The sequence below is a fragment of the Azospirillum sp. TSO35-2 genome (assembly GCF_003116095.1).
GTDB lineage: Bacteria > Pseudomonadota > Alphaproteobacteria > Azospirillales > Azospirillaceae > Azospirillum.
The window spans coordinates 464,668-486,492 of the sequence record NZ_LGRA01000008.1 but is presented as its reverse complement, the minus strand read 5'-3'; the positions used below and the strand labels follow the sequence as shown (position 1 = coordinate 486,492).

Annotated in this window: 21 protein-coding genes and 1 tRNA gene; 8 read left to right on the top strand and 14 right to left on the bottom strand. The window is 67.2% G+C overall.

The features are described from left to right. Nucleotides 1–215 precede the first annotated feature (215 nt). Complete coding sequence (locus TSO352_RS03685; RefSeq protein ID WP_146210704.1) at nucleotides 216–1,037, top strand: PilZ domain-containing protein; 822 nt, start codon at nucleotides 216–218, stop codon at nucleotides 1,035–1,037. 49 nt (nucleotides 1,038–1,086) lie between these two features. Here TSO352_RS03685 and TSO352_RS03680 read toward each other — a convergent pair whose 3' ends face one another. From TSO352_RS03680 to TSO352_RS03665, 4 genes are all read right to left on the bottom strand, one after another. Then, nucleotides 1,087–2,640, bottom strand: coding sequence for a SpoVR family protein (locus TSO352_RS03680; protein ID WP_109106007.1), 1,554 nt, complete (start codon nucleotides 2,638–2,640; stop codon nucleotides 1,087–1,089). A 51-nt stretch (nucleotides 2,641–2,691) separates the two neighbouring features. Next, entirely contained in the window at nucleotides 2,692–3,984 is a 1,293-nt protein-coding gene (locus TSO352_RS03675; RefSeq protein WP_109106006.1) for a YeaH/YhbH family protein, read from the bottom strand. 153 nt (nucleotides 3,985–4,137) lie between these two features. After that, the gene (locus TSO352_RS03670) at nucleotides 4,138–6,084 is read right to left on the bottom strand and encodes a PrkA family serine protein kinase (protein ID WP_109106005.1); all 1,947 of its coding nucleotides are present in this window, start codon (nucleotides 6,082–6,084) and stop codon (nucleotides 4,138–4,140) included. Between the two features lie 904 nt (nucleotides 6,085–6,988). After that, nucleotides 6,989–7,426 carry a response regulator gene (locus tag TSO352_RS03665; protein ID WP_247871953.1) on the bottom strand — a complete coding sequence of 146 codons (438 nt, stop codon included), beginning with the start codon at nucleotides 7,424–7,426 and terminating at the stop codon, nucleotides 6,989–6,991. A 174-nt stretch (nucleotides 7,427–7,600) separates the two neighbouring features. On the opposite strand from TSO352_RS03665, the gene TSO352_RS03660 reads away from it, so the two are divergent. Further along, nucleotides 7,601–8,452: a DUF4743 domain-containing protein gene (locus TSO352_RS03660; protein ID WP_109106652.1), complete on the top strand. Its 852-nt coding sequence runs from the start codon at nucleotides 7,601–7,603 to the stop codon at nucleotides 8,450–8,452. Nucleotides 8,453–8,486: 34 nt separating this feature from the next. Here the strand turns inward: TSO352_RS03660 and gluQRS are convergent, their stop codons facing one another. After that, nucleotides 8,487–9,332 carry a tRNA glutamyl-Q(34) synthetase GluQRS gene (gluQRS, locus tag TSO352_RS03655; protein WP_109106003.1) on the bottom strand — a complete coding sequence of 282 codons (846 nt, stop codon included), beginning with the start codon at nucleotides 9,330–9,332 and terminating at the stop codon, nucleotides 8,487–8,489. Between the two features lie 65 nt (nucleotides 9,333–9,397). Beyond that, nucleotides 9,398–9,598, bottom strand: a complete 201-nt coding sequence (locus tag TSO352_RS03650) for a hypothetical protein (RefSeq protein WP_109106002.1) — start codon at nucleotides 9,596–9,598, stop codon at nucleotides 9,398–9,400. Nucleotides 9,599–9,970: 372 nt separating this feature from the next. On the opposite strand from TSO352_RS03650, the gene TSO352_RS03645 reads away from it, so the two are divergent. Next, nucleotides 9,971–10,534, top strand: a complete 564-nt coding sequence (locus TSO352_RS03645; protein WP_109106001.1) for an HNH endonuclease — start codon at nucleotides 9,971–9,973, stop codon at nucleotides 10,532–10,534. 52 nt (nucleotides 10,535–10,586) lie between these two features. On the opposite strand, the gene TSO352_RS03640 is transcribed toward TSO352_RS03645, so the two are convergent. Further along, nucleotides 10,587–11,159 (bottom strand): demethoxyubiquinone hydroxylase family protein, encoded by a 573-nt coding sequence (locus tag TSO352_RS03640; RefSeq protein ID WP_109106000.1) that lies wholly within the window; start codon nucleotides 11,157–11,159, stop codon nucleotides 10,587–10,589. Then, nucleotides 11,156–11,719, bottom strand: coding sequence for a disulfide bond formation protein B (locus tag TSO352_RS03635; protein WP_247871880.1), 564 nt, complete (start codon nucleotides 11,717–11,719; stop codon nucleotides 11,156–11,158). The genes TSO352_RS03640 and TSO352_RS03635 overlap by 4 nt, the downstream gene beginning before the upstream one ends. A gap of 173 nt (nucleotides 11,720–11,892) precedes the next feature. Here TSO352_RS03635 and TSO352_RS03630 point away from each other — a divergent pair. Continuing rightward, a tRNA-Leu gene (locus TSO352_RS03630) sits at nucleotides 11,893–11,977 on the top strand. 92 nt (nucleotides 11,978–12,069) lie between these two features. Here TSO352_RS03630 and TSO352_RS03625 read toward each other — a convergent pair. The 4 genes from TSO352_RS03625 to TSO352_RS03610 all read right to left on the bottom strand — a co-directional run bounded on the left by TSO352_RS03625 (nucleotide 12,070) and on the right by TSO352_RS03610 (nucleotide 18,262). Continuing rightward, nucleotides 12,070–13,251, bottom strand: a complete 1,182-nt coding sequence (locus TSO352_RS03625; protein WP_109105999.1) for a hypothetical protein — start codon at nucleotides 13,249–13,251, stop codon at nucleotides 12,070–12,072. A 283-nt stretch (nucleotides 13,252–13,534) separates the two neighbouring features. Continuing rightward, complete coding sequence (locus tag TSO352_RS03620; RefSeq protein WP_109105998.1) at nucleotides 13,535–13,933, bottom strand: rhodanese-like domain-containing protein; 399 nt, start codon at nucleotides 13,931–13,933, stop codon at nucleotides 13,535–13,537. A gap of 43 nt (nucleotides 13,934–13,976) precedes the next feature. Continuing rightward, nucleotides 13,977–17,168: an efflux RND transporter permease subunit gene (locus TSO352_RS03615; protein ID WP_109105997.1), complete on the bottom strand. Its 3,192-nt coding sequence runs from the start codon at nucleotides 17,166–17,168 to the stop codon at nucleotides 13,977–13,979. After that, nucleotides 17,165–18,262: an efflux RND transporter periplasmic adaptor subunit gene (locus tag TSO352_RS03610; RefSeq protein WP_109105996.1), complete on the bottom strand. Its 1,098-nt coding sequence runs from the start codon at nucleotides 18,260–18,262 to the stop codon at nucleotides 17,165–17,167. The genes TSO352_RS03615 and TSO352_RS03610 overlap by 4 nt, the downstream gene beginning before the upstream one ends. 95 nt (nucleotides 18,263–18,357) lie before the next feature. Here TSO352_RS03610 and TSO352_RS03605 point away from each other — a divergent pair, with 95 nt between their 5' ends. From TSO352_RS03605 to TSO352_RS03590, 4 genes are all read left to right on the top strand, one after another. Further along, nucleotides 18,358–18,741, top strand: coding sequence for a metalloregulator ArsR/SmtB family transcription factor (locus TSO352_RS03605; RefSeq protein WP_109105995.1), 384 nt, complete (start codon nucleotides 18,358–18,360; stop codon nucleotides 18,739–18,741). Then, nucleotides 18,738–18,941 carry a DUF2892 domain-containing protein gene (locus tag TSO352_RS03600; RefSeq protein WP_109105994.1) on the top strand — a complete coding sequence of 68 codons (204 nt, stop codon included), beginning with the start codon at nucleotides 18,738–18,740 and terminating at the stop codon, nucleotides 18,939–18,941. The genes TSO352_RS03605 and TSO352_RS03600 overlap by 4 nt, the downstream gene beginning before the upstream one ends. Nucleotides 18,942–18,969: 28 nt before the next feature. Continuing rightward, complete coding sequence (locus tag TSO352_RS03595; protein WP_109105993.1) at nucleotides 18,970–19,338, top strand: carboxymuconolactone decarboxylase family protein; 369 nt, start codon at nucleotides 18,970–18,972, stop codon at nucleotides 19,336–19,338. A gap of 242 nt (nucleotides 19,339–19,580) precedes the next feature. Continuing rightward, nucleotides 19,581–20,813, top strand: a complete 1,233-nt coding sequence (locus TSO352_RS03590; protein ID WP_109105992.1) for a site-specific integrase — start codon at nucleotides 19,581–19,583, stop codon at nucleotides 20,811–20,813. Between the two features lie 183 nt (nucleotides 20,814–20,996). On the opposite strand, the gene TSO352_RS03585 is transcribed toward TSO352_RS03590, so the two are convergent. Further along, on the bottom strand, nucleotides 20,997–21,488 hold the full coding sequence (locus TSO352_RS03585; protein WP_109105991.1) for a helix-turn-helix domain-containing protein: 492 nt from the start codon (nucleotides 21,486–21,488) through the stop codon (nucleotides 20,997–20,999). Then, on the bottom strand, nucleotides 21,485–21,823 hold the full coding sequence (locus TSO352_RS03580) for a hypothetical protein (protein WP_109105990.1): 339 nt from the start codon (nucleotides 21,821–21,823) through the stop codon (nucleotides 21,485–21,487). The genes TSO352_RS03585 and TSO352_RS03580 overlap by 4 nt, the downstream gene beginning before the upstream one ends. Between the last annotated feature and the right edge of the window lie 2 nt (nucleotides 21,824–21,825).

The window sequence follows — 21,825 nt, the reverse complement described above, 5'->3', positions numbered from 1 at the left end:
CCCCCGGCCACAGCGTTGCGGCCGCCCTTCCCATGTGTCTCGGACGATAAGAAAGGGTGATGCCGGCTCGCGGCGAGTCGGGTCCGCTCCCATTGCGACCAACCGCAAGGGGGGCGTTAACCATGCCTCGACGGGCGCGTTGCGGCAACCGATGCTGTTGCCATCGCCAATCGTGAGGTATCCTTACGGTGTTGCCCCCCATGGAAGGCAGCAACATGCCCGTGATGGACGCCGACCAACGCCGCAAGCTTGAAGACTCTCTGCTTCGCAAGGCGGAGGAGGCGGTGCGGCGCCTGCGCCACGAGGCGGAGAGCGGCGATCCCACCCGCGTCGATTCGCTGGCCGAGGGGATGGCCGGGCTGCTGAAGACCCGCGAGTTTCCCAGCGTGCGCGCCGCCGAGTTCCGTGAGATCACCCGCGCCATCCAGCGCGGCGCCTACCAGCGCAGCGTCGATTCGCTGCTGGTCCAGGCCGAACGCTGCGGCCACCACGGCGACGAGAAGGGCCGCAACGCGCTGCTGACCCAGGCCAAGGACCATTTCGCCAAGGCCCTGCGCTTCGGCGCCGACGACGAGTTCCGCCACGGCGTCGAGCGGCGGGTGCAGGCGGCGCTGATGACCAGCAAGGACGGCGTCGACGACCGCACCAAGGAAGCGTCCCGCCGCAAGCTGGAGCAGCACGACGTCGGCGCCAAGCCGCCCAACGGCATCGAACGGCGGCGTTCGATCCGCTACATGGACCCGGTGCTGCAGGTGGACGCCGAGGGGCGGCGCTGCACCACCATCAACTGGTCGACCCGCGGCCTGCTGGTCGACCTGCCGCCGGAGGAGTTCTCGCACGCCATGGGCGGCAAGCTGCGGCTGGAGCTGCACTGCCCGGAGGTGCCGGGCGTCGGCGGCCGGCAGATCGCCCACGTCGTCCGCGTCGATCCCGACCGCCACGGCGTGGCGCTGTCCTTCCCCGACATCAGCACGGTGATCCTGGACCTGATGCACGCCATGAAGGACGCCGGCATCAAGCCGGAACCGGAACGCTGACGCCCCGGCGGACCTCCGGTCCGCCGAAAGCGGGACAGGGTTGCCCGCCTCAGCCCACGCCGATCCCGCTGGGTGCGGTGACGGCGTGTTCCTTCAGGATCGCTTCGGAGATCGCCGACACCTCGATCAGCTGCACCTCGTAGCCCCACAGGTTGGCGATGTGGCGCAGCACCGCCTTGGCGTCGCTTTCGTCCAGCAGCACGCCGTTGGTGACGCGGTGCTGCAGGATCAGCTTGCGGTCGCCGGCCAGATCGACGTCGACGATCTGGATGTCCGGCTCCAGGTAGCCCAGGTCGTACTGGCGGGCCAGCTTCTTGCGGATGTCGCGGTAGCCGCGCTCGTTGTGGATGTGATCGACCAGCAGATAGGGGTCTTCCGCGTCGTCGCGCACGCTGAACAGCTTCAGCTTCCGCATCAGGTGCGGGCTGAGATACTGCAGGATGAAGCTCTCGTCGCGGAAGTTGGCCCAGGCCTCGCGCACCGCCGCCATGCCGTCGCCGCGGCCGGCGAGGTCGGGGAACCACTGGCGGTCCTCGTCGGTCGGCTTTTCGGCGATGCGGGCGATGTCCTGCATCATCGCGAAGCCGATCGCATAGGGGTTCAGGCCGGAGAAACGCTTGTCGTCGAACTCCGGCTGGAACACCACCGAGGTGTGGGAGTGCAGGAACTCCAGGAAGGCGCCTTCGCTGATCTGGCCGGTCTCGTGCAGGCGACTCATGATCTGGTAATGGGTGTAGGTGGCGCAGCCCTCGTTCATCACCTTGGTTTGCTTCTGCGGGTAGAAATACTGGGAGATGTGGCGGACGATGCGCAGCAGCTCACGCTGCCAATGCTCCAGCCGCGGCGCCTTCTTCTCCAGGAAATAGAGGATGTTCTCTTCCGGCAGGCCGAGCAGCTTCTTGCGCTCCGACACCGACTTGGCGGGCCGCTGGCCGGCGGCCGGCTTCGGCACGGTGCGCCACAAATCGTTGAAGGTCTGGTCCTGGTATTCCTGCCGCTCGCGCTCGCGCCGCTGCTCGGTTCGCAGGTCGGAGCGCTTCTTGGGGTATTTGTGGACGCCCTGGCTCATCAGCGCGTGGGCGGCGTCGAGCACCCGCTCCACCGCGGCGTAGCCGTAGCGCTCCTCGCAATGGGCGATGTAGGTCTTGGCGAACTCCAGATAGTCCAGGATGCCCTGGGCGTCGGTCCATTGCTGGAACAGCTGGTTGTTCTTGAAGAAATGGTTGTGGCCGAAGGCGGCGTGGGCGATCACCAGCGTCTGCATCGTCATGGTGTTCTCTTCCATGATGTAGCTGATGCAGGGACTGGAGTTGATGACGATCTCGTAGGCCAGGCCGCGGTAGCCCTTGCGGTACATCATCTCGTCGCGGGCGAAATGCTTGCCGAAGGACCAGTGCTTGTACATCAGCGGCATGCCGATCGACGAATAGGCGTCGAGCATCTGCTCGGCCGTGATGACCTCGATCTGGTTGGGATAGACGTCGAGGCCCATCTCCTTCAGCGCGATGTGCTCGACGGCGTCGTAGACGCGCTTGATCTTGTCGTAATCCCACTCGACGCCGTCATACAGCAGCGCGTCGGGTCTGGTGATCACAGCGGTCATTCTCGATCTCCCCCTACCGCCCCGCTGGGGCGGTGTTTATTCCCTTGCCCCTCACGCCCCCGCCTTCTCGCGGGCGAAGAGTTCGCGGAAGACCGGGAAGATCTCCCGGCGCGAGCGGACGCGGCGCATCGCCAGCGGGCGTTCCGGGCTCTGCACCTGCTTGTAGGTGCGCCACAGCTCGGTCTCGCGCCCCAGCGCCGACAGGCCCATGTTGTGTTCCGCCGCCACCTCGATGTAGGCGAAATACTGGCACATCGGCAGGATGACGTCGCGCAGCAGGGTCGCCGACTTGGCGTTGTCCGACGACATGTTGTCGCCGTCCGACGCCTGGGCGGCGTAGATGTTCCATTCGTTGTCCGGGTAGCGCTCCTGCACCACCTTCTGCATCTCCTCCAGCGCGGTGGACACCACGGTGCCGCCGGTCTCGGTGGAGTAGAAGAAGGTTTCCTCGTCGACCTCCTTGGCCTCGTGGGTGTGGCGGATGAAGACGATGTCGACCGCGCGGTACCGCCGCCGCAGGAACAGGTACAGCAGCATGAAGAAGCGCTTGGCCAGATCCTTCATGTGCTCGGTCATCGAGCCGGACACGTCCATCAGGCAGAACATCACCGCCTGGGCGATCGGCTTCGGCACCGATTCGAACCGGTTGTAGCGGACGTCGATCGGATCGATGAAGGGGATCCGGCGCGAGCGCAGGACGATGTGTTCGAGCTGTTCGCGCAGCGCCTGGATCTGCTCGGCGTCCTCGCCGGCCTCCTCGGCCTCGCGCAGCATCGCTTCCAGCTCGAGGATCTCGTCGCGCTTGGGCCGCTTCAGCGCGATGCGGCGCGACAGGCTGTTCCGCATGGTGCGGACCAGGTTGAGGTTGGCGGGCGACCCCGACACCGAATAGCCGGCCCGCGTCAGGCTGTGCGATTCCGACTGCTTGACCTTCTGCTTCACCAGGTCGGGAAGCTCCAGATCCTCCAGGAAGATGTCGAGGAACTCGTCGCGCGACAGGACGAAGCGGAACTCGTCCTCGCCCTCGCCATCGGCGCTGCCCTCGCTGCCGCGGCCACCGCCGCCGCCGTCCGGGCGCTGGATGGTGTCGCCTTCCACATACTCCTTGTTGCCCGGCACGACATAGTCGCGCACCCCGCCCTGGGAGGCGCGGTGGAAGGACGGCTCGCGCACGCCGCCGGCGGCGATCGTCACCTTCTCGCCGTTCTCGATATCCTGGATGCCCCGTTTTCCCGAGGCGTCGCGGACCGCCTTGACCACCTGTTCCTTGGCACGGCGCAGGAAGCGCTGGCGGTTGGCCAGGCTCTTGCCCTGCGGGTTCAGGCGACGGTCGATGATGTTCATCAAGAGGCTGGCCCTCCCACCCGTTTCGTCACGCGACCGATCGGCACCCCGGCCGTCCCACCCCGGAAGGCGCCCCGCGACGTGGGCGCCCTACCATGACAGTGGGGTTGCCGCGGGGCGTTGCAACGCCCCACCCCGCGACAATCTTGCGCCTCAGCCCGCCTGCTTGACCCGCATGTACCACTCGACCAGCCGGCGGACCTGCCGCTCGGTGTAGCCGCGGGTCATCATGCGCGAGACGAACTCGGTGTGCTTCTTCTCGGTGTCGCCGTCCTTCTTCGAGCCGAAGCTGATGACCGGCAGCAGGTCCTCGACCTGGCTGAACATCCGCTTCTCGATCACCTCGCGGATCTTCTCGTAAGAGGTCCAGGACGGGTTGCGGCCGGAGTTGGCCGCCCGTGCCCTGAGCGCGAACTTCACCACCTCGTTGCGGAAGTCCTTCGGGTTGGCGATGCCCGCCGGTTTCTCGATCTTGGTCAGCTCCTGGTTCAGCAGCTCGCGGTTCATCAGCTGGCCGGTGTCGGGATCCTTGAAGTCCTGGTCTTCGATCCAGGCGTCGGCGTAGTCGACGTAGCGGTCGAACAGGTTCTGGCCGTAGTCGGAGTAGGATTCCAGATAGGCCTTCTGGATCTCGTTGCCGATGAACTCGGCGTAGCGCGGGGCGAGTTCGGCCTTGATGAACTCGACGTACTTCTTCTCCGTCTCCTCCGGGAACTGCTCGCGCTTGATCGCCTGTTCCAGCACATACATCAGGTGGACCGGATCGGCCGAGATCTCCGTCGAATCGTAGTTGAAGGTCGAGGCGAGCACCTTGAAGGCGAAGCGGGTGGAAATGCCGCCCATGCCCTCGTCGACGCCGGCCTGGTCCTTGTACTCCTGCATCGACTTGGCCTTGGGATCGGTCTCCTTGACGCTCTCGCCGTCATAGACCCGCATCTTGCTGTAGAAGCTGCTGTTGGGATGCTCGCGCAGGCGCGACAGCACCGAGAAGCGGGCCAGCATCTCCAGCGTCGCCGGGGCGCAGGGCGCCGTCGCCAGGTCGGAGCCGTTGACCAGCTTCTCGTAGATCTTCTGCTCCTCCGCCACCCGCAGGCAGTAGGGGACCTTGATCACGCAGATGCGGTCAATGAAGGCTTCGTTGTTCTTGTTGTTCTTGAAGGTCTGCCACTCCGCCTCGTTGGAGTGGGCCAGGATCACGCCCTGGAAGGGGATGGCGCCGATGTTCTCCGAGCCGACATAGTTGCTCTCCTGCGTCGCGGTCAGCAGGGGATGCAGCATCTTGATCGGCGCCTTGAACATCTCGACGAATTCGAGCATGCCCTGGGTCGCGCGGTTCAGGCCGCCGGAGAAGCTGTAGGCGTCGGGATCGTTCTGGCTGTAGATCTCCAGCTTGCGGATGTCGACCTTGCCGACCAGCGACGAGATGTCCTGGTTGTTCTCGTCGCCCGGCTCGGTCTTGGTCACGCCGATCTGGCGCAGCTTGCTGGGGTGCAGCTTCACCACCTTGAAGCGGTTGATGTCGCCGCCGAACTCGTCGAGCCGCTTGACCGCCCACGGGCTCATCAGCCCGGTCAGGCGGCGCTTGGGGATGCCGAAGCGGTCCTCCAGCTCGTCGCCGATCTCATCCGGGTTGAACAGGCCGAGCGGGCTTTCGAAGATCGGGCTGATCTCCTTGCCGGCCTTCAGCACGTAGATCGGGCATTTCTCCACCAGCGATTTCAGCCGCTCCGCCAGCGACGACTTGCCGCCGCCGACCGGGCCCAGCAGGTAGAGGATCTGCTTGCGCTCCTCCAGCCCCTGCGCCGCGTGGCGGAAGAAGCCGACGATCCGCTCGATCGTCTCCTCCATGCCGTAGAACTCGGAGAAGGCGGGGTAGACCTTGATCGTCCGGTTCATGAAGATGCGGCCCAACCGCGGGTCGCGGGCGGTGTCCACCACCTCCGGTTCGCCGATGGCGGCCAGGATGCGTTCGGCGGCCGAGGCGTAGGACATGGGATCGTCGCGGCACAGCTGGAGATAGTCCATCAGGGACATCTCGGTCTCGCGGCGGGTCTCGTAATTCTGCGTGTAGCGCGTGAACAGTTCGTCGGCCGGGAACATTCGTCGCTCCGTCTTATCTGGTCCGATGCGCCGGGCCGCGGCCGGTGGATCCGGCGGCAGGCCGCGGCGCATGCCGCGATCCATGGGGCACTCCAAGGGGCGGGGCGGAACACGCGGTCCCGCACTGCCCCCGCTCAGCGGTAGAAGCCAGCGGTGTGGTGTAAGGAACGGTCCTGAAAAAGCCGGGAGCCGTCCGCCTTGCGACGCTCCGTCCCCCGAACGAGTCATTTTTGAATGTAATGCTGCACCTAGAGCTTTCCAGGCACTCAGGCTCCATAGCCGGAAAGCCCGCTCCGGTCCCGGCATCGGCCATAGGACCTAGGTCGGGACCTAGGCCACCGGGCCAAGCCCGACGCGCGGAGCGCAACACGGCGCCAGGATGCGACGGGCGCACCGGCGCGACCCGCAAATGCGGCGCAAGGTTCGCCAGAGGGTTCGCCAGAAAACTGGCCATGAAATGGGTGGACGGCGTGGGACCGGCGGCAGTCAGCGTTGCCCGTCCAGTCAGGGAATATTGCCCGGTGCGGTTCGACTGGGCGCCCTTGATCACGCCATCGCCCTCCAGAGACAAGCGCGCCGCCTCGACGAAGCACGGCGCTATGGTTTACCGTCGATGCTGAACTCCAAACCTTAACAAAATCTCGCAGCCGATGTTGCGGCTGACCATGCCTGTTTGGTGACACGGCCCCAACACCTCTTAGAGGTCATGTTGCGACCCATTCGACCCCATCAACAAGGCGGAAATTGGGTGAAGGTCCGGCATCATTGCGGCATACGCCGGCACTCCCCGGCGATAGCCAAGGCGATTCAATCACTTGGCCGAGGTTCGGCAGGCTTGCCACAGAGTGGGAAAAATTTAGGCAGAGTCGACGCTGGCGCCCGAATGCCGCCGCAACAGGCAGTTTTACGAGGGGTGCCGCGGTCCGCCCGCCGGGAACCACCCGGTCAGCGCGTCGCGCAGGGCGGCCGGCGTCGCCGGCTTGGCCAGCACCGCGTCGGCGCCGCTGGCGCGCGCCTCGCTCACCCGCTCCGGGTCGGCGCGGTTGGTCATGAAGACGACCGGCAACGCGCGCTGGCGGCCGTCGGCGCTGGCGCGCAGCGCGCGGACGAAGCCGAAGCCGTCCATCGGCTGCATCTCGACGTCGCACAGCACGAGGTCGGGCGCGTGGGTGGCGACGGCGGCCAGCCCGGCCTCGCCGTCCGCCGCCTGATGGACCACCTTGGCCCCCAGCGTGCCCAGCATCTTCGCCAGCACCATCCGGGTGAAGGACTCGTCCTCGATCACCAGCACGGACAGGCCGCCGAAGGGCGTGTCCGTTCCCTGTGCCGCCCTGTCCGTCACCAAGCCCCGGCCCTTTCGGTTCAAGACGCTCCGGCGCTCCGGCACCGGCGGTCATTTCGTTGCTCAACCGGTGTACGATGGCAACCAGAACTGCGCAAGATGTCCGAAGCGTCAGGGTGGAGTGCCCTGGATGAGCGGTTGCGCCGGCCCGGCGACGCCGCTTAGATGGGGAGCATGAGCTTCCTCGATCACATCCGCGCGTGCAACGCGCACGACCTGTCCGGCTTCCGCCCGTTCGAGCTGGACGGCCATTCCGTGGGCTGGGTGCGCCACGCCCTGGCCGAGGCGCTGCCCGGCGTCGATCCCGGCTTCGTCGTGACGCCCGAGCGGGTGACCATCGCGCCGGAGATCCGCGACTTCGAGGCGCGCTCCACCCTGCTCGACCACGCCGCCGGCTATCTGGTGGAGCGCGGCGCGGTCACGGCGCTGCGCGGGGAGTATTACCCGGTGGCGCCACGCTGGGGGGCGGAGCCGCTGGCCCGGCTGGACCGCGCCGCGGTCGCCGCCTTCGGCATCGAATCCTACGGGCTGCACGTCAACGGCTATGTCCGCGGCGACGATGGCGGGTTGTCGCTGTGGATCGGCCGCCGCGCCCGAGACCGCGAGATCGCGCCCGGCCAGTTCGACAATCTGATCGCCGGCGGCCAGCCGATCGGCCTGACCCTGGCCGAGAATTTGGAGAAGGAGGCGGCGGAGGAGGCCGGGCTCGACCCCGCCATCATCCGTCAGGCCCGGCCGGTCGGCGCCATCAGCTACACGATGGAAACCGAGGCCGGGCTGAAGCGCGACCGCCTGTTCGTCTACGACCTGGAGCTTCCCGCCGACCTCACCCCGGTCAACACCGACGGCGAGGTCGAGGAGTTCGGGCTGTGGCCGATCGCCGAGGTCGCCCATTCGGTGCGGACCACCGGCGACTGGAAGTTCAACGTCAATCTGGTGGTGACCGACTTCCTGATCCGCCACGGCTGGCTGACGCCGGAGAACGAACCGGACTATCTGGAGATCGCCTGCGGGCTCCGGCGGTAAGAACTGCGGCGGTAAGGATCGCGCCGGTAAGCCGTCAGTCCGGAAATCCCGCCAGCGCCCGCACCTCGGCGGGGCTGCGGCCCTCGGCGCGGAGCGAGCGCAGCGACTGGGCGCGGTCGCGCTTGGCCAGCCGTTCGCCGGCGGCGTTGCGCAGCAGCCCGTGGTGGTGGTGGTCGGGCGGATCGTAGCCCAGCAGCGCCTGCAGCAGCCGGTGCAGATGGGTGGCGAAGAACAGATCCTCGCCCCGCGTCACCAGCGTCACGCCCTGGAGATGGTCGTCGACGGTGACGCTGAGGTGATAGCTGGTCGGCGTGTCCTTGCGCGCCAGCACCACGTCGCCCAGCAGTTCCGGAGTCGCCTCCTGCCAGCCCTTGGCCCGGTCGTGCCAGCGCAGCGGCCCGGTCAGCGCCCGCGCCGCGGCGACGTCGAGTCGCAGCGCCCAGGCCTCGCCGGCCGCGATCCGCGCGGCGCGCTCGTCGGCGCCGCGGTGGCGGCAGGTGCCGGGGTAGAGCGGACCATCGGGGCCATGCGGGGCGGCGCCGGCGCGGGCGATCTCGGCGGCGATGTCCTTGCGGGTGCAGAAGCAGGGGTAGAGCACGCCGAGCGACTCGAGCCGCGCCAGGGCGGCGCGGTAATCGTCGAAATGCTCGGACTGGCGGCGGACCGGACCATCCCAGTCGAGCCCGAGCCACGCCAGATCCTCGATCAGGTCGCGCTCATGCTCCGGACGGCAGCGGACGGGATCGATGTCCTCGATCCGCAGCAGGAAACGCCCGCCGCCGGCGCGGGCCGTCGTCCAGCCGAACAGCGCGGAATGGGCGTGGCCGAGATGCAGATGCCCGGTCGGGCTGGGGGCGAAGCGGGTGACGAGGTCGCTCATACCCGCCTTATAGCGGATCGGGTGCCGGAATGGGCACCCGGATGCGGCGCCTCGGTGTCGGGCGCTCAGATGTAGGGGTTGTCGCGGATCGGCTCGACCGGGATGTCCTCGCCTTCCAGATACAGGGCCAGACGCCGGCGCAGCTCGCGGTCGAAGGCGTCGATGCGGACCTGACGCTCGCGCTCGTCGCGCTCGCGGCGCTTCTGGGCGAGGTCGATGATGACGGCGCTTCGGCGGGCGGGGGCGGCGGTCGTCTCGGCACTCATGGTCAGGCTCCCTCGGTCGCGTCCGGCCGGGGCAGCCGGCGGGATCATCTCGGATCAACGAGGCCCACGATGCCGCCGTCATGGTTAACGATGGGTAAGCGGACCGGCGGCCGTCCGCGGGAATCTCGCCGGCCCGGTGCGATTGTCACAGCCGCCGCGGCCATTCCCGCGCCAATCCCCACAGCACGAAAAAGGTTACACAACGGTGAAGAAATTGGGCCCCACCGGGTCAAGATGTTGAGTCTCCGCCGCCGATCCACTATGTATCTGGTTGTCCCGGGCCGGTGTTCCGGCCGCCGGGGCGGAGCAGACACGATTCCGCGCACCGTCGCCACAGTGTCGCGTGCCGGGATCCAGACGAGGGAGTGGCCATTGGCTCCACCACCCGATCACTGTCCGGCTCTGGTGCTGAACGCGGATTTCCGCCCGCTCAGTTACTTCCCCTTGTCCCTGTGGTCCTGGCAGGAAGCGGTCAAGGCGGTCTTTCTGGAACGGGTCAACATCGTCTCGCACTACGACCGAATCGTCCGATCTCCCAGCTTCGAAGTCCAACTGCCCAGCGTCATCTCGCTGAAAGAGTTCATCCCGGCGACCCGGCGCCCGGCCTTCACCCGCTTCAACGTCTTCCTGCGCGACCGCTTCACCTGCCAGTATTGCGGCCGCCCCTTCCCCACCCACGAGCTGACCTTCGATCACGTCATCCCGCGCTCGCGCGGCGGGCGGACGACGTGGGAGAACGTCATCACCTCCTGCTCGGCCTGCAATCTGGCGAAGGGCAACCGCCTGCCCCAGGTCTGCGGCATGATCCCCCTCAGTCCACCCTTCCAGCCCACCGCCTACGAGCTGCAAGAGAATGGACGCGCCTTCCCGCCAAACTTCCTTCACGAGAGTTGGCGGGATTTTCTTTATTGGGACTCGGAACTGGACCCGATGTAAGGGATGCGGCCGGAACGGGGCGCGGCGTTGCGCGCCCCTCCCCGCTGACCCGCTACACCCGTTCGGCCACCCAGATCACCGCCCGGGTGCCGGCCTTGATCGCCGCCGACAGCACCGGGTAGCCGGGGGCCTTCTCCGCCTCGTGCAGCAGGCCGATGTCGCGGTGGCCGACCTCTTCCGCCTGGAACTTGCGGATGCTGTCGGACAGCTCCGACTCGTCGGGGCCGAGATGCTTCAACTGCGCCTCGTAATGGCCCTCGATCACCTCTTCCACCGCGACGGTGCAGGCCATCGCCGCCCGCTCCCCCAGCAGCGCGGTGCCGGCGCCGAGCAGGAAGCCGGTGAGGTGCCACAGCGGTTGCAGCAGCGTCGGGCGGACGCGGCGACGGTTCAACTGCTTCTCGAAATACTCCAGATGCTCCAGCTCCTGCTCCGCCATGTGGCGCAGGGTCTTGCCGTGCCGGCCCTTGCCCATGACGGCGATCTGGCCCTCGTAGATGCGCTTGGCGCCGTACTCGCCGGCGTGGTCGACGCGGACGATCCGCGCCAGCCGCTCGCGCCGCGGCAGATCGCCGGGGAGAAAGCCGCGGGCCGGGATGGCGGTCGGAGAGGTGGTTTCGCTCACAGTGCGGTCCTCGACACCGGGGTGCGGGTGTAGGCGGTGCGCGCCGAGACGAAGGCGAAGACCGCCAGCGCCAGGGAGATCACCACATTGTAGCCGGCCATGGAGATGCCGAACAGCGACCAGGCGACCTCGTCGCAGCGGGTGACCGGAGCGGCCATCACCTGGGCGCGCAGCGCCTCCAGCGAGTTGGCCGGCGCCGAGCCGCCGCAGGTCGAGGTGCCGGCCCACCAGTGCTGCTCCACCCCGACATGGTAGGCGGCGATGCCGGCCCCGGCCAGCAGGGCCAGCCCGCTCGCCACCAGCAGCGCGTCGCCCAGCCCCTTCCAGCGGCGGAACAGCCAGGTCACCAGCGAGAACACCAGCACCGCGACATAGGGCCAGCGCTGCATGATGCAGAGGACACAAGGCTGGTAATCCAGCACGAACTGGAAGAACAGCGCCGACGCCAGCACCCCGGCGCTGGCCAGCGCCAGCAACAGGGACGCCAGGCGCGGATCCCCGAGGATGTGGGACACGGTGGCGGAGAGCGGGCGGGGAGAGAGGGGGGGCATGGTCGTCATGCCCGGCAGAGTAGCGCGGCGCGCGCCGTTCGGCCAGATGTCCGCATCGCCCTTCCGATCCTTGCAACGGCATGGCAGGGGCCGCACCGCCGACGCGGAATAAGCGGCGGCGGCCGGGCGTCGCCGATTTGCGCTTTTCGTTTCCGGACGGTTGCGCTAGAAGAGGCGGCGTTGCGGGCGTGGTGAAACTGGTAGACGCGCCGGACTCAAAATCCGGTTCCGAAAGGAGTGTCGGTTCGATTCCGACCGCCCGCACCATCTTGAACATGCCGTTGGAACGGTTGGCGTCGATGACGCCGGCTTGAACGCAGTCCAGCCGGCACCGCGCCTTCCCGATCACCGCCTTCCGATCACCACGCTGCGGCCAGCGAGGCACGCGCGTCGTCGGTCCCGAGCATCGAAGCCGCCCGGGTGGTGGTCGTGGTGATGGGCGCCAATGAGCGGCCTTCGCGATAGCCGAAATTCACGTAATGCGCGGCGGCCGCCGATTCGCTGCTGCCCAACGCTCTCTGGACGTCGGTGTTGCGCGCCAGATAGGCCGCCGCGTTGAACGTCGTCGATCGGTTCTCAAAGCGTCCGGTCGTGGCGTAATGGAGCGCGGCGGCGGTGGTGTTGGTGCCGAAGGCCCGGATCAGGTCGGGATTCGCCGCGATGTAACTCATGGCGTTGAACGACGTACTGCGCCCCTCCAGGCGGCCGTACGTGATGTAGTGCTGGGTTGCCGCGGTGGTGTCGGCCCTGAACGCGGCGGAAAGGTCGGCGTTCGCCGCCAGATAGCTGGCGGCATCGAAGGTCGTCGACCGGCCTTCGTTGTAGCCGTTTTGCACATAGTGGTTGAACGCGGCAGTGCCGTTCGCACCAAACGCGGCGGCCAGGTCGCGGTTGGCGGCCAGATAGCTCAGAGCATCGAAGCTGGCCGCGGTGGCGGCGGGGATGGTCCTGTCGGAAAAGCGGATGTATTCGACGTTCGACAGGATGTCGGAGCCGTAGCTGCGGTCCAATATGGCGACACGCCCGCCATATTGGACGAGTTTGTTCGATGAATAGGCTTGGCTGCTTATGACGGTGTCCGTTCCATCGCCACCGTCGATGGTGTCAGTCCCGTAACCACCGCTGATCAGGTCGTCACCGCCGCCGCCATTGATGGCGTCGTTGCCCGAATATCCATACAGGGTGTCGGCGTAGGACGATCCCTGGATCTGATCGGGGCCGGACAGAGCCGACGGGATATCCAGAGCGCTTGCAAGGCTGTAAGCGCTTGAAAAACTGATGTTCATCCCGTCGATCGAAAGAAGCGTTCCACCCCCCGGCGCGCTTGCCGTGATCGAGGAAATACGTCCCGATACGTCATAGGTCGATATATTCAGGGTTCCCCGGACCGATACATCCATTACAGGGGCGTTATTGAGGGTGTACCGGAACGAAATCTGGGAAACGCTCGCCGTGAGAAGGTAATAGTTGTCGAAATTCAATCCAGCGGCGTTCCCGTATCCGGAGAGATCGACGGCAACGTTCGCGACAAGGCTGGTCATGTCTTCTTCCCCGGTTTGCTTCGTGAGCAGCCTCGCGCACGACTCGGGCCGGACCGGGACGGAAAGCCATCACGGCGTGACCTGAACGCGAACGCTCACGCGAAAGCACAACCAATAGCATGGGGGAGTGTGCTTGGAAAGTCGGTACCGGCAGGCCTTTCGGCCGACGGGCCTGCACCGGTGCGCCGGTCCGTCGCGGCGGCGTCTTGTGTGCGAGCATGTGTGCGGGCAGACGACGTCCCGTCGCATCCGCCCGCAGCGTTTTTCCTCCCGACGCCCGCCGTCAGCGCTCCACCGCGCCGCCGGCGCCGACCCAGGCGGCGAAGCCGCCGCGCAGGCGGTTGACGGTGCCGGTGAAGCCGGAGGCCATCATCCGTTCGGCCGCCGGGCCGCAGCGCATGCCGCCCTGGCAATGGAAGACCAGATGCTTGCCCGGATCGACCGGCACCCGCGACGGGTCGAAGGACGACAGCGGGTTCAGGATGGCGCCGGGGATGTGGCCGGCGCGGTGCTCATGCGCTTCGCGCACGTCGACGACGATGGCGTCGCCCTTGGCCAGCCAGCCGATGGCGGTCGCCGCGTCGACGATCCGGATGCGGTCGGCGCCGCCGTTGTTGCCGGAACCATGATGGCCGGAGGGGGCCGAGGGGATCAGGCGGCGGAACAGCGAGGACAGGGACATGGGGTGGGTGCCTCCCGGTTGGGGTCGAAGGACGAGGTGAGGGTCAGGCCGCCGGCTTGCTGCGCAGCACGACGTAGATGGCGGGGATGACCAGCACGGTCAGCAGGGTGGAGCTGAGCAGCCCGAACAGCAGCGAGATCGCCAGCCCCTGGAAGATCGGGTCGGTCAGGATGAAGCCGGCGCCGATCATCGCGGCCAGCGCGGTCAGCAGGATCGGCTTGAAACGGATGGCGCCGGCCTCCAGCACCACGTCGCGCATCGGCAGGTCGCGGTCGCGCAGGTGGCGGATGAAGTCGATCAGCAGGATGGAGTTGCGGACGATGATGCCGGCCAGCGCGATGAAGCCGATCATCGAGGTGGCGGTGAAGGCCGCCCCCAGCATCCAGTGGCCGATCAGGATGCCGATCAGCGTCAGCGGCACCGGCACCAGCACCACCAGCGGCAGCTTGAAGCTGCCGAACTGCGCCACCACCAGCAGATAGATGCCGAGGATCGCCACGCCGAAGGCCGCACCCATGTCGCGGAAGGTGACGTAGGTGATCTCCCACTCGCCGTCCCACAGCACCGATGGCCGGCTTTCGTCGTCGGGCTGGCCGTGCAGGCCGATCGGCAGGCCGGGGGCGGTCTGGGCCAGCCGGTCGGCGACGGCGATCATGCCGTAGATCGGCGCCTCGAAGCGGCCGGCCAGCTCGGCCTGCACCATCTCGGCGAAACGGCCGTCGCGGCGGAACAGCGGGAAGGACGCCGGCTCGCGCGACAGGGTGACGAGGTCGCCCAGTTCCGGCGCGCCGCGGCGGGCCGGCACCGGCGTCGCCAGCAGCCGTTCCGACAGGAAACGGTCCGACGTCGGCAGGGTGACGGCGATCTCCGCCGGGTTGCGCCCGGCGCCGCGGTGCGAATAGCCGACCGGCACGCCGCCGATCAGCGCCTGGACGGTGTCGTAGACCGCCTGCTCCTCCACCCCGAAATACTCCAGGTTGGCGTGGTTCAGCGCGAAGCGGATGCGTTCGGCCGGCGCGTGGAAGCTGGTGTCGCTGTCGACCACGAAATCGACGGAGCGGAAGGCCTGCTCCACCACCCGCGCGGTGGCGCGGCGGCTTTCGGCGTCGGGGCCGTAGACCTCGGCCAGCAGGGTGGCCAGCACCGGCGGGCCGGGCGGCACCTCCACCACCTTCACCGTGCTGCCGGGGGGACGCTCCAGCCCGGCCAGCCGCTGCCGCACGTCCAGCGCCACGGCGTGGCTGGGGCGCTGGCGCTCGGCCTTCGGCGTCAGCGCCAGCTGCAGGTCGCCCTGCCAGGGCCGGTCGCGCAGGTAGGAGTGCCGGACCAGGCCGTTGAAGTTGAAGGGCGAGGCGATGCCGGCGTAGGCCTGCAGGCCGACCAGCTCCGGCAGGCCGCGCAGGGCGTCGGCGGCGGCGAACAGCAGGCGCTCGGTGTCCTCCACCGCGGCGCCGTCGGGCAGGTCGACGACGATCTGCAGCTCCGACTTGTTGTCGAAGGGCAGCAGCTTGACCGGCACGCTCTTGGTGTAGAACAGCGCCATCGAGGCCAGGGTGGCGACGCCGACCACCAGCAGGAAGGTCCAGGCCCGCGCCTTGCTGGCGATCAGCGGCGCCGCGACCCGGCGGTAGAGCGCGCCCAGCCGGCCACCCGAATGATCGTGCGCCGCCCCCTCGCCCTCCTTGCGGCCGCGGTTCAGCGTCAGCATCAGCCAGGGCGTCAGCACCATGGCGACGAAGAAGCTGAACACCATCGCCGCCGAGGCGTTGGCCGGGATCGGGCTCATGTAGGGGCCCATCAGGCCGGACACGAACATCATCGGCAGCAGGGCGGCGATGACGGTCAGGGTGGCGACGATGGTCGGGTTGCCGACCTCCGCCACCGCCTCGATGGCGGCCTGCACCGTGTTGCGCCCGTCGCGCATCGACCAGTGGCGGTCGATGTTCTCGACCACGACGATGGCGTCGTCGACCAGGATGCCGATGGAGAAGATCAGCGCGAACAGGCTGACCCGGTTGATGGTGTAGCCCATCAGCCAGGAGGCGGCCATGGTCAGCAGGATCGTCGTCGGGATCACCACCGCCACCACCACGCCCTCGCGCCAGCCGATGGCGGCGACGATCAGCGCGACGATGGTCAGGGTGGCCAGCGCCAGATGGAACAGCAGCTCGTCCGCCTTCTCCGACGCGGTGGCGCCGTAGTCGCGGGTGACGGTGACGGTCAGATCCTTCGGCAGGGTGGTGGCTTGCGCCGCGTGCAGCCGTTGCAGGACCTTCTCGGCGACGACGACGGCGTTGGCCCCGGCCCGCTTGGCGATGGCCAGCGTCACCGCCGGCACGCGGACCAGCCCGCCCCTGCCGTCGGTGGAGGATGTTGCCGGCACCATCTGCCAGACCCGCTGGTCGAGCGGCTTGGCGCCGACCGCCACCGCGGCGACGTCCTTGACGTAGACCGGCCGGCCGTCCTGGGTGGTCAGCACCAGCAGGCCGATGTCGGGCACCCCCTGCAGGGTCTGGCCGGCGACCGCGCTGCGGCTGCCGCCGTCGGCCCGCAGGCTGCCGACCAGGAAGGAGCGGTTGGCGTTGCGCACCTTCTCCACCAGCTGGTTCAGCGTGACGCCGAACAGCGCCAGCCGTTCCGGATCGGGTTCGACGCGGATCTGGTCGGGCCGCCCGCCGACGAGATAGGTCAGGCCGACGTCGTCGGTCTTCACCAGTTCGGACTGCAACTGGTCGGCGATGGCCCACAGCGCGTTGTCGTCCCAGCGCCCGGCGGCCTCCGGCTTGGGCGCCAGGGTCAGCGTCAGGATCGCCACGTCGTTGATGCCGCGCCCGACGATCAGCGGTTCGGGGATGCCCAGCGGCATGCGGTCGAAATTGGCGCGGATCTTCTCGTGCACGCGCAGGATGGCGTCGTCGGACGAGGTGCCGACGCGAAAGCGCGCGGTCACCACCGCGCCGTCGTCCTGGGTCTGGCTGTAGACATGCTCGACCGCGTCGATGCCCTTGACGATCTCCTCCAGCGGCTTGGTCACCAGCTCCACCGCGTCGTCGGCCTTCAGGCCATCGGCGCGGATGTGGATGTCGACCATCGGCACGCTGATCTGCGGCTCCTCCTCACGCGGGAGCGACAGCAGGGCGACGGCGCCGACCACCAGCGAGGCGAGCAGCAGCAGGGGCGTCAGCGGCGAGCGGATGAAGGTCCGCGTCAGCGCACCGGACAGGCCGAGGTTCATCGCGCGGTCTCCGTCGTGCCCAGCGGCTTCACCAGCCGGTCGCCGGGGCGCAGGCCGGACAGCACCTCCACCCCCGCCGGGCGGTCGCCCAGCGCCGGCACCGGCCGGCCGCTGCGCACCACCACCTCGCGCCCGTCGGCCAGGACCGCCATCTCGGCGCCGGAACGGACGGTGAGGTAGACCGGCGGCACCACCAGCGCCTCGCGCGTGCCGGTGGCGACCAGCACCCGCACCCGCTCGCCGACGAAGTAGCCGCCGGTCCCGGCGCCGTCCGTCGCGCCGTCCGCCGGCATCTCGGCGTCGGCGACCACCTGGCCGGCCTCCAGCTCCGGATAGACCAGCCGGATGGTCCCGCGGGCCAGCCGGTCGGCCCCGTCGGTATCGGCCGCGGTGGCCGGAGCCAGCCCGCGCTCGCCCACCAGCACCGGGTCGCCGGCCTTGATGAAGCGGGCGTGGCGTTCGGGCAGCCGCAGCCGCAGGACATGGCGGTCGGTCGCGATGGTCGCCACCGGCTCGCCCGCCATCGTCACCGCGCCGGCGATGGCCGTCACCTGGAGGATGCGGCCGGCGGCCGGGGCCAGCACCTCGCCCTCGCGCCTCTGCTGCTCCACCACCGCGCGGTCGGCGGTCATGGCGGCGGTTTGGGCGCGCAGCACGTCCAGCGCGGTCTGGGTGTCGTCCAGCTTCTGCTGGGTGCCGGTGCCGCTGGCGCGCAGTTGGCGGGCGCGGGCCAGCTCGGTCTCCGCCTGCCGGGTCTGTGCCCGCAGCGACTCGAGCCGGGCGTCCAGCGCCGCCGCCTGCAAGGCCAGCTTGGGATCGACGACGGAGGCGATCACCTGCCCGTCGGCGACGCGGTCGCCCTCCACCACCCGCAGCCCGGTCAGGGTGCCGGCGATGCGGGTGCGCGCCTTGGTCTGGCGCACGCTTTCCACGGTGGCGAAGACGGCCTTGAGGTCTTCCACCGGCCGCCGTTCGACCTGGAACGGGGCGGCGGGTGGAACCGGCCCCTCGGCCGCCGGCTGGGCCACGGCGGGAGCAGCGATCAGGGCCAGCAGCAGGAGAAGGGTGGCGGGTGCGGTCGGTCGGGTCAGCATGGCGGGCCGGAGGGCAGGAGAGAATGGGACAGTGGGCGGAAGGGGCGGGCGGAAGGCCCTTGACCTATATTTCAGTATTTTCTAATTTAGTGTCAATGAATGTTTCAGACCTCACCCCGGGGCTGCGGCCCGCCGCGAAGCTGATGAAGGCGCTGTCGAGCGAGGCGCGCCTGCTGATCCTGTGCGAACTGGGTCAGGGGGAGCGCAGCGTCGGCCAACTGGCCGGGGTGGTCGGGCTCAGCCAGTCGGCGCTGTCGCAGCATCTGGCGAAGCTGCGGGCCGACGGGCTGGTCCACACCCGGCGGCGGTCGCAGACGATCCTCTACTCGCTCGCCAGCCGGGAGGTGGCGACGGTCATCGCCGTGCTGGCCGAGCTGTTCTGCCGCACCGTCCCCGCCCACGACGCCGGGACAGCCTGCGGCGGCCCCGTCACCGCCGCCCCCTCTTCCGACGATCCCTCTTCAGGAGACCCGCCATGAGCATCGACCGCATCGTCCTGGCCTTCGCCGGCACGGTGATCCTCGCCAGCCTCGCGCTGTCGCAGTTGCACAGCCCGTCCTGGCTGTGGCTGACCGCCTTCGTCGGCGCCAACCTTCTGCAATCGGCCTTCACCGGTTTCTGCCCGCTGGCCATCGTGCTGAAGCGGGTCGGTGCGGCTCCCGGTGTGGCGTTCCGCTGACCGCCTTTCGTCATTGATGGAGACAACCATGCACAAGAACTGGCCGCAGATGGCCGGCGAGCTGTCCGGCGCCATCCGCGAACTGCGCGGCGGCGCGCCCGACGTCATGAAAGCCTTCTCCGGAATGGCGCAGGCGGCGTTGAAGGCGAACGCGCTCGACACCAAGACCAAGGAGCTGATCGCGCTGGCCATCGCCGTGGCGATCCGCTGCGACGGCTGCGTCGCCTTCCACGCCGAAGCGGCGATGAAGCAGGGCGCCACCCGCGACGAGGTGATGGAGACGATGGGAATGGCGGTCTATATGGGCGCCGGCCCGTCGGTGATGTACGCCGCCCAGGCGGTCGAAGCCTTCGACCAGTTCAAGGATGCCCGGGCGAAGGACGGCAAAACCGGGTAAGCGCCGGAAGGATCGGATGGTGCGGGCGGCGGGACTCGAACCCGCATACCTGAGGGTGAGGGATTTTAAGTCTCACGCCTCTGACTTTGCAGCGAATTGAGCAAGTTTGCTATGCGTTGCGAACATGCTGAAATTCCGCCGTTATCCTGCCTTCCTCGTTTGGTCGTGTTTGCGCTAGGATGCCTCCGCTTGATCCCCGGTGATTGCTGGGTGATTGCTGATGCGCAGAGGCGGCGGACGACATGCAGGCCAAGATCACGAAGCGGCTCGTCGACAGCTTGGGTCCGGGTGAGCGGGATCTCTTCGTCTGGGACACCGGGCTGAAGGGCTTCGGCCTGAAGGTCACGCCGTCCGGTAGCAAGGTGTATCTCATCCAGTACCGCCTCGGCGGGCGCGGCTCGACGACCAAGCGATACACCGTCGGGAAGCACGGACCGTTCACCCCGGACACCGCGCGCGACAGGGCCGAGAAGCTGCTGGCGAAGGTGTCGAACGGCATCGACCCGGCGGCGGAGGAGAAGGCGCAACGCGCCCAAGCCTACACGGTGCGCGACCTGTGCAAGCGCTACCTCGAAGAGCATGTCGACGTGAAGAACCGGACCAGCACGGCAAAGGGATTCCGCCGGCTGGTCGACAAGCATGTAAAACCCGCCCTGGGGGACCTTGCCGTCTCGGCGGTCACCCGCGCCGACATCTCGAAGCTGCACCACGACATGCGGGCGACTCCCCGGCAGGCCAATCAGACGCTGGCCGTGATGTCGAAGATGTTCCACCTCGCCGAGGTCTGGGGCTTTCGCCCGGACGAATCGAACCCCTGCCGGAAGATTGAGCGGTACAAGGAGGCGAAGCGGGAGCGCTTCCTATCCGAAGGCGAACTCGCCACCTTGGGCGCCGTTCTGTCGGAGCGTGAGCCGACGGAGTTGCCGGGCGTCATCAACGGCATCCGGTTGCTGCTACTGACGGGCTGTCGCCTGGGCGAAGTGGTGGGCCTGCGCTGGGACGAAGTCGACCTCACCGCCGGCGCGCTCATCATCCCGGAGGAGAAGGGGAAGGCTGGCGCCCGAGTCCATCCCATCGGCGCCCAGACCATCGCCTTCCTGAACGAGCTACCGCGGGCCGGCGGAGAGTGGGTGCTGTTCGGCCGGGACCCGAAAGAGCCGTTGTCGAGAAACACGATGGAGAACGCTTGGCGCCGTATCCGGGAGAAGGCAAAGCTGGACGACGTGCGCCTCCATGACCTCCGCCATACGGTCGGAACCTACGCCGGCCAGACCGGGGCCAACGCCTTCCTGGTGCGCGACAAGCTGGGGCACAAGACGCTGGCGATGACCGGCCGTTACGTCAACCGGGACGCGGATCCGCTGCGGACCCTGTCGGACAAGGTGGAAAACCGCATCACGGCGGCCATGAACTCCAGGAAGAACAATAGCGGTGAGAACAGCAACGTGGCGCCTCTACCAGCTCGCAAGAAATAGCCGCAGAAACACAAGTGCTTCAGCCGCAGATCAACAACACCTCCGCCGCGCACACTACGGCGGAGGATACCCTGACGTTGTAACCTGTGGAGACCACTTAGCCGCCTTCACCGTTACCATGGCAGCATGGCTATCATTAGCAGACCATTCAGCAATGATCATGAAACCGCATGCGCGATCTCATTATGCTGCTGCACGTCGCCAATGCTCTCCTGACTCATCAGGCTCAAACATCGCGCGGTTAGCTCTTGATGAGTCAAACTCATCAAGAATTTGAAGGACGGCGCGGATATTGATGCCTTTACCAGAATGCTCAGCATACAAGAGCCTCAGAAGACGGTCAGCAGGGCCTGGAATCTCACTCTTATCTTTTTCCCACCGGGCTACTTGTTGAGTGCTCATACCAAGCAAGCGGCCAAGTTCGGATTGAGTGATATCCATTCTCGTCCGCAGGAACCGTATCTCTTTGCCGGCCAGATCCTTTTTTGACTGGACAAGGTAATCGGCAATAGCATCAAGAAGTCCATCAACATTCTTGATACTAACTCCTTGCCCATATTCGGTCTCAAGGACATCATATCCATTGACCAAATAAATTCCATCAAGACCGCAGCCGGTATAATGGTAAGGTTCTTTGACCTCTTCGCCAACAAGGCAGAAGTGTTGCTCGGTCATTTCAGATCCTCCCACTCTACAGTCTTCACAAACAGTTTACCGTTCAGCATAATAATGGTCACGGCGCCCGCATCTCTATTGCCACGCAGCCGTTTTACCATCTTACACTTCCACTCTCCGCGCGCCGTTTTCGTTGGTTGCTCCATAACAACACCCGTGCGGAGTATCCTAAACACATCTTCATCGAAGATATCTCGTTCATCCTGTCGCTCCCCGGTGTGATACCCTAGGATCACGTTTTCAGAGGCCCCGGCAAGCTGCTTGATCTGCTGTTCTGCTTTCTTCGGCGTGAGGCGAAACTCGAGCACATTCTTCTTGCTGACCTCGCCTGCCATGA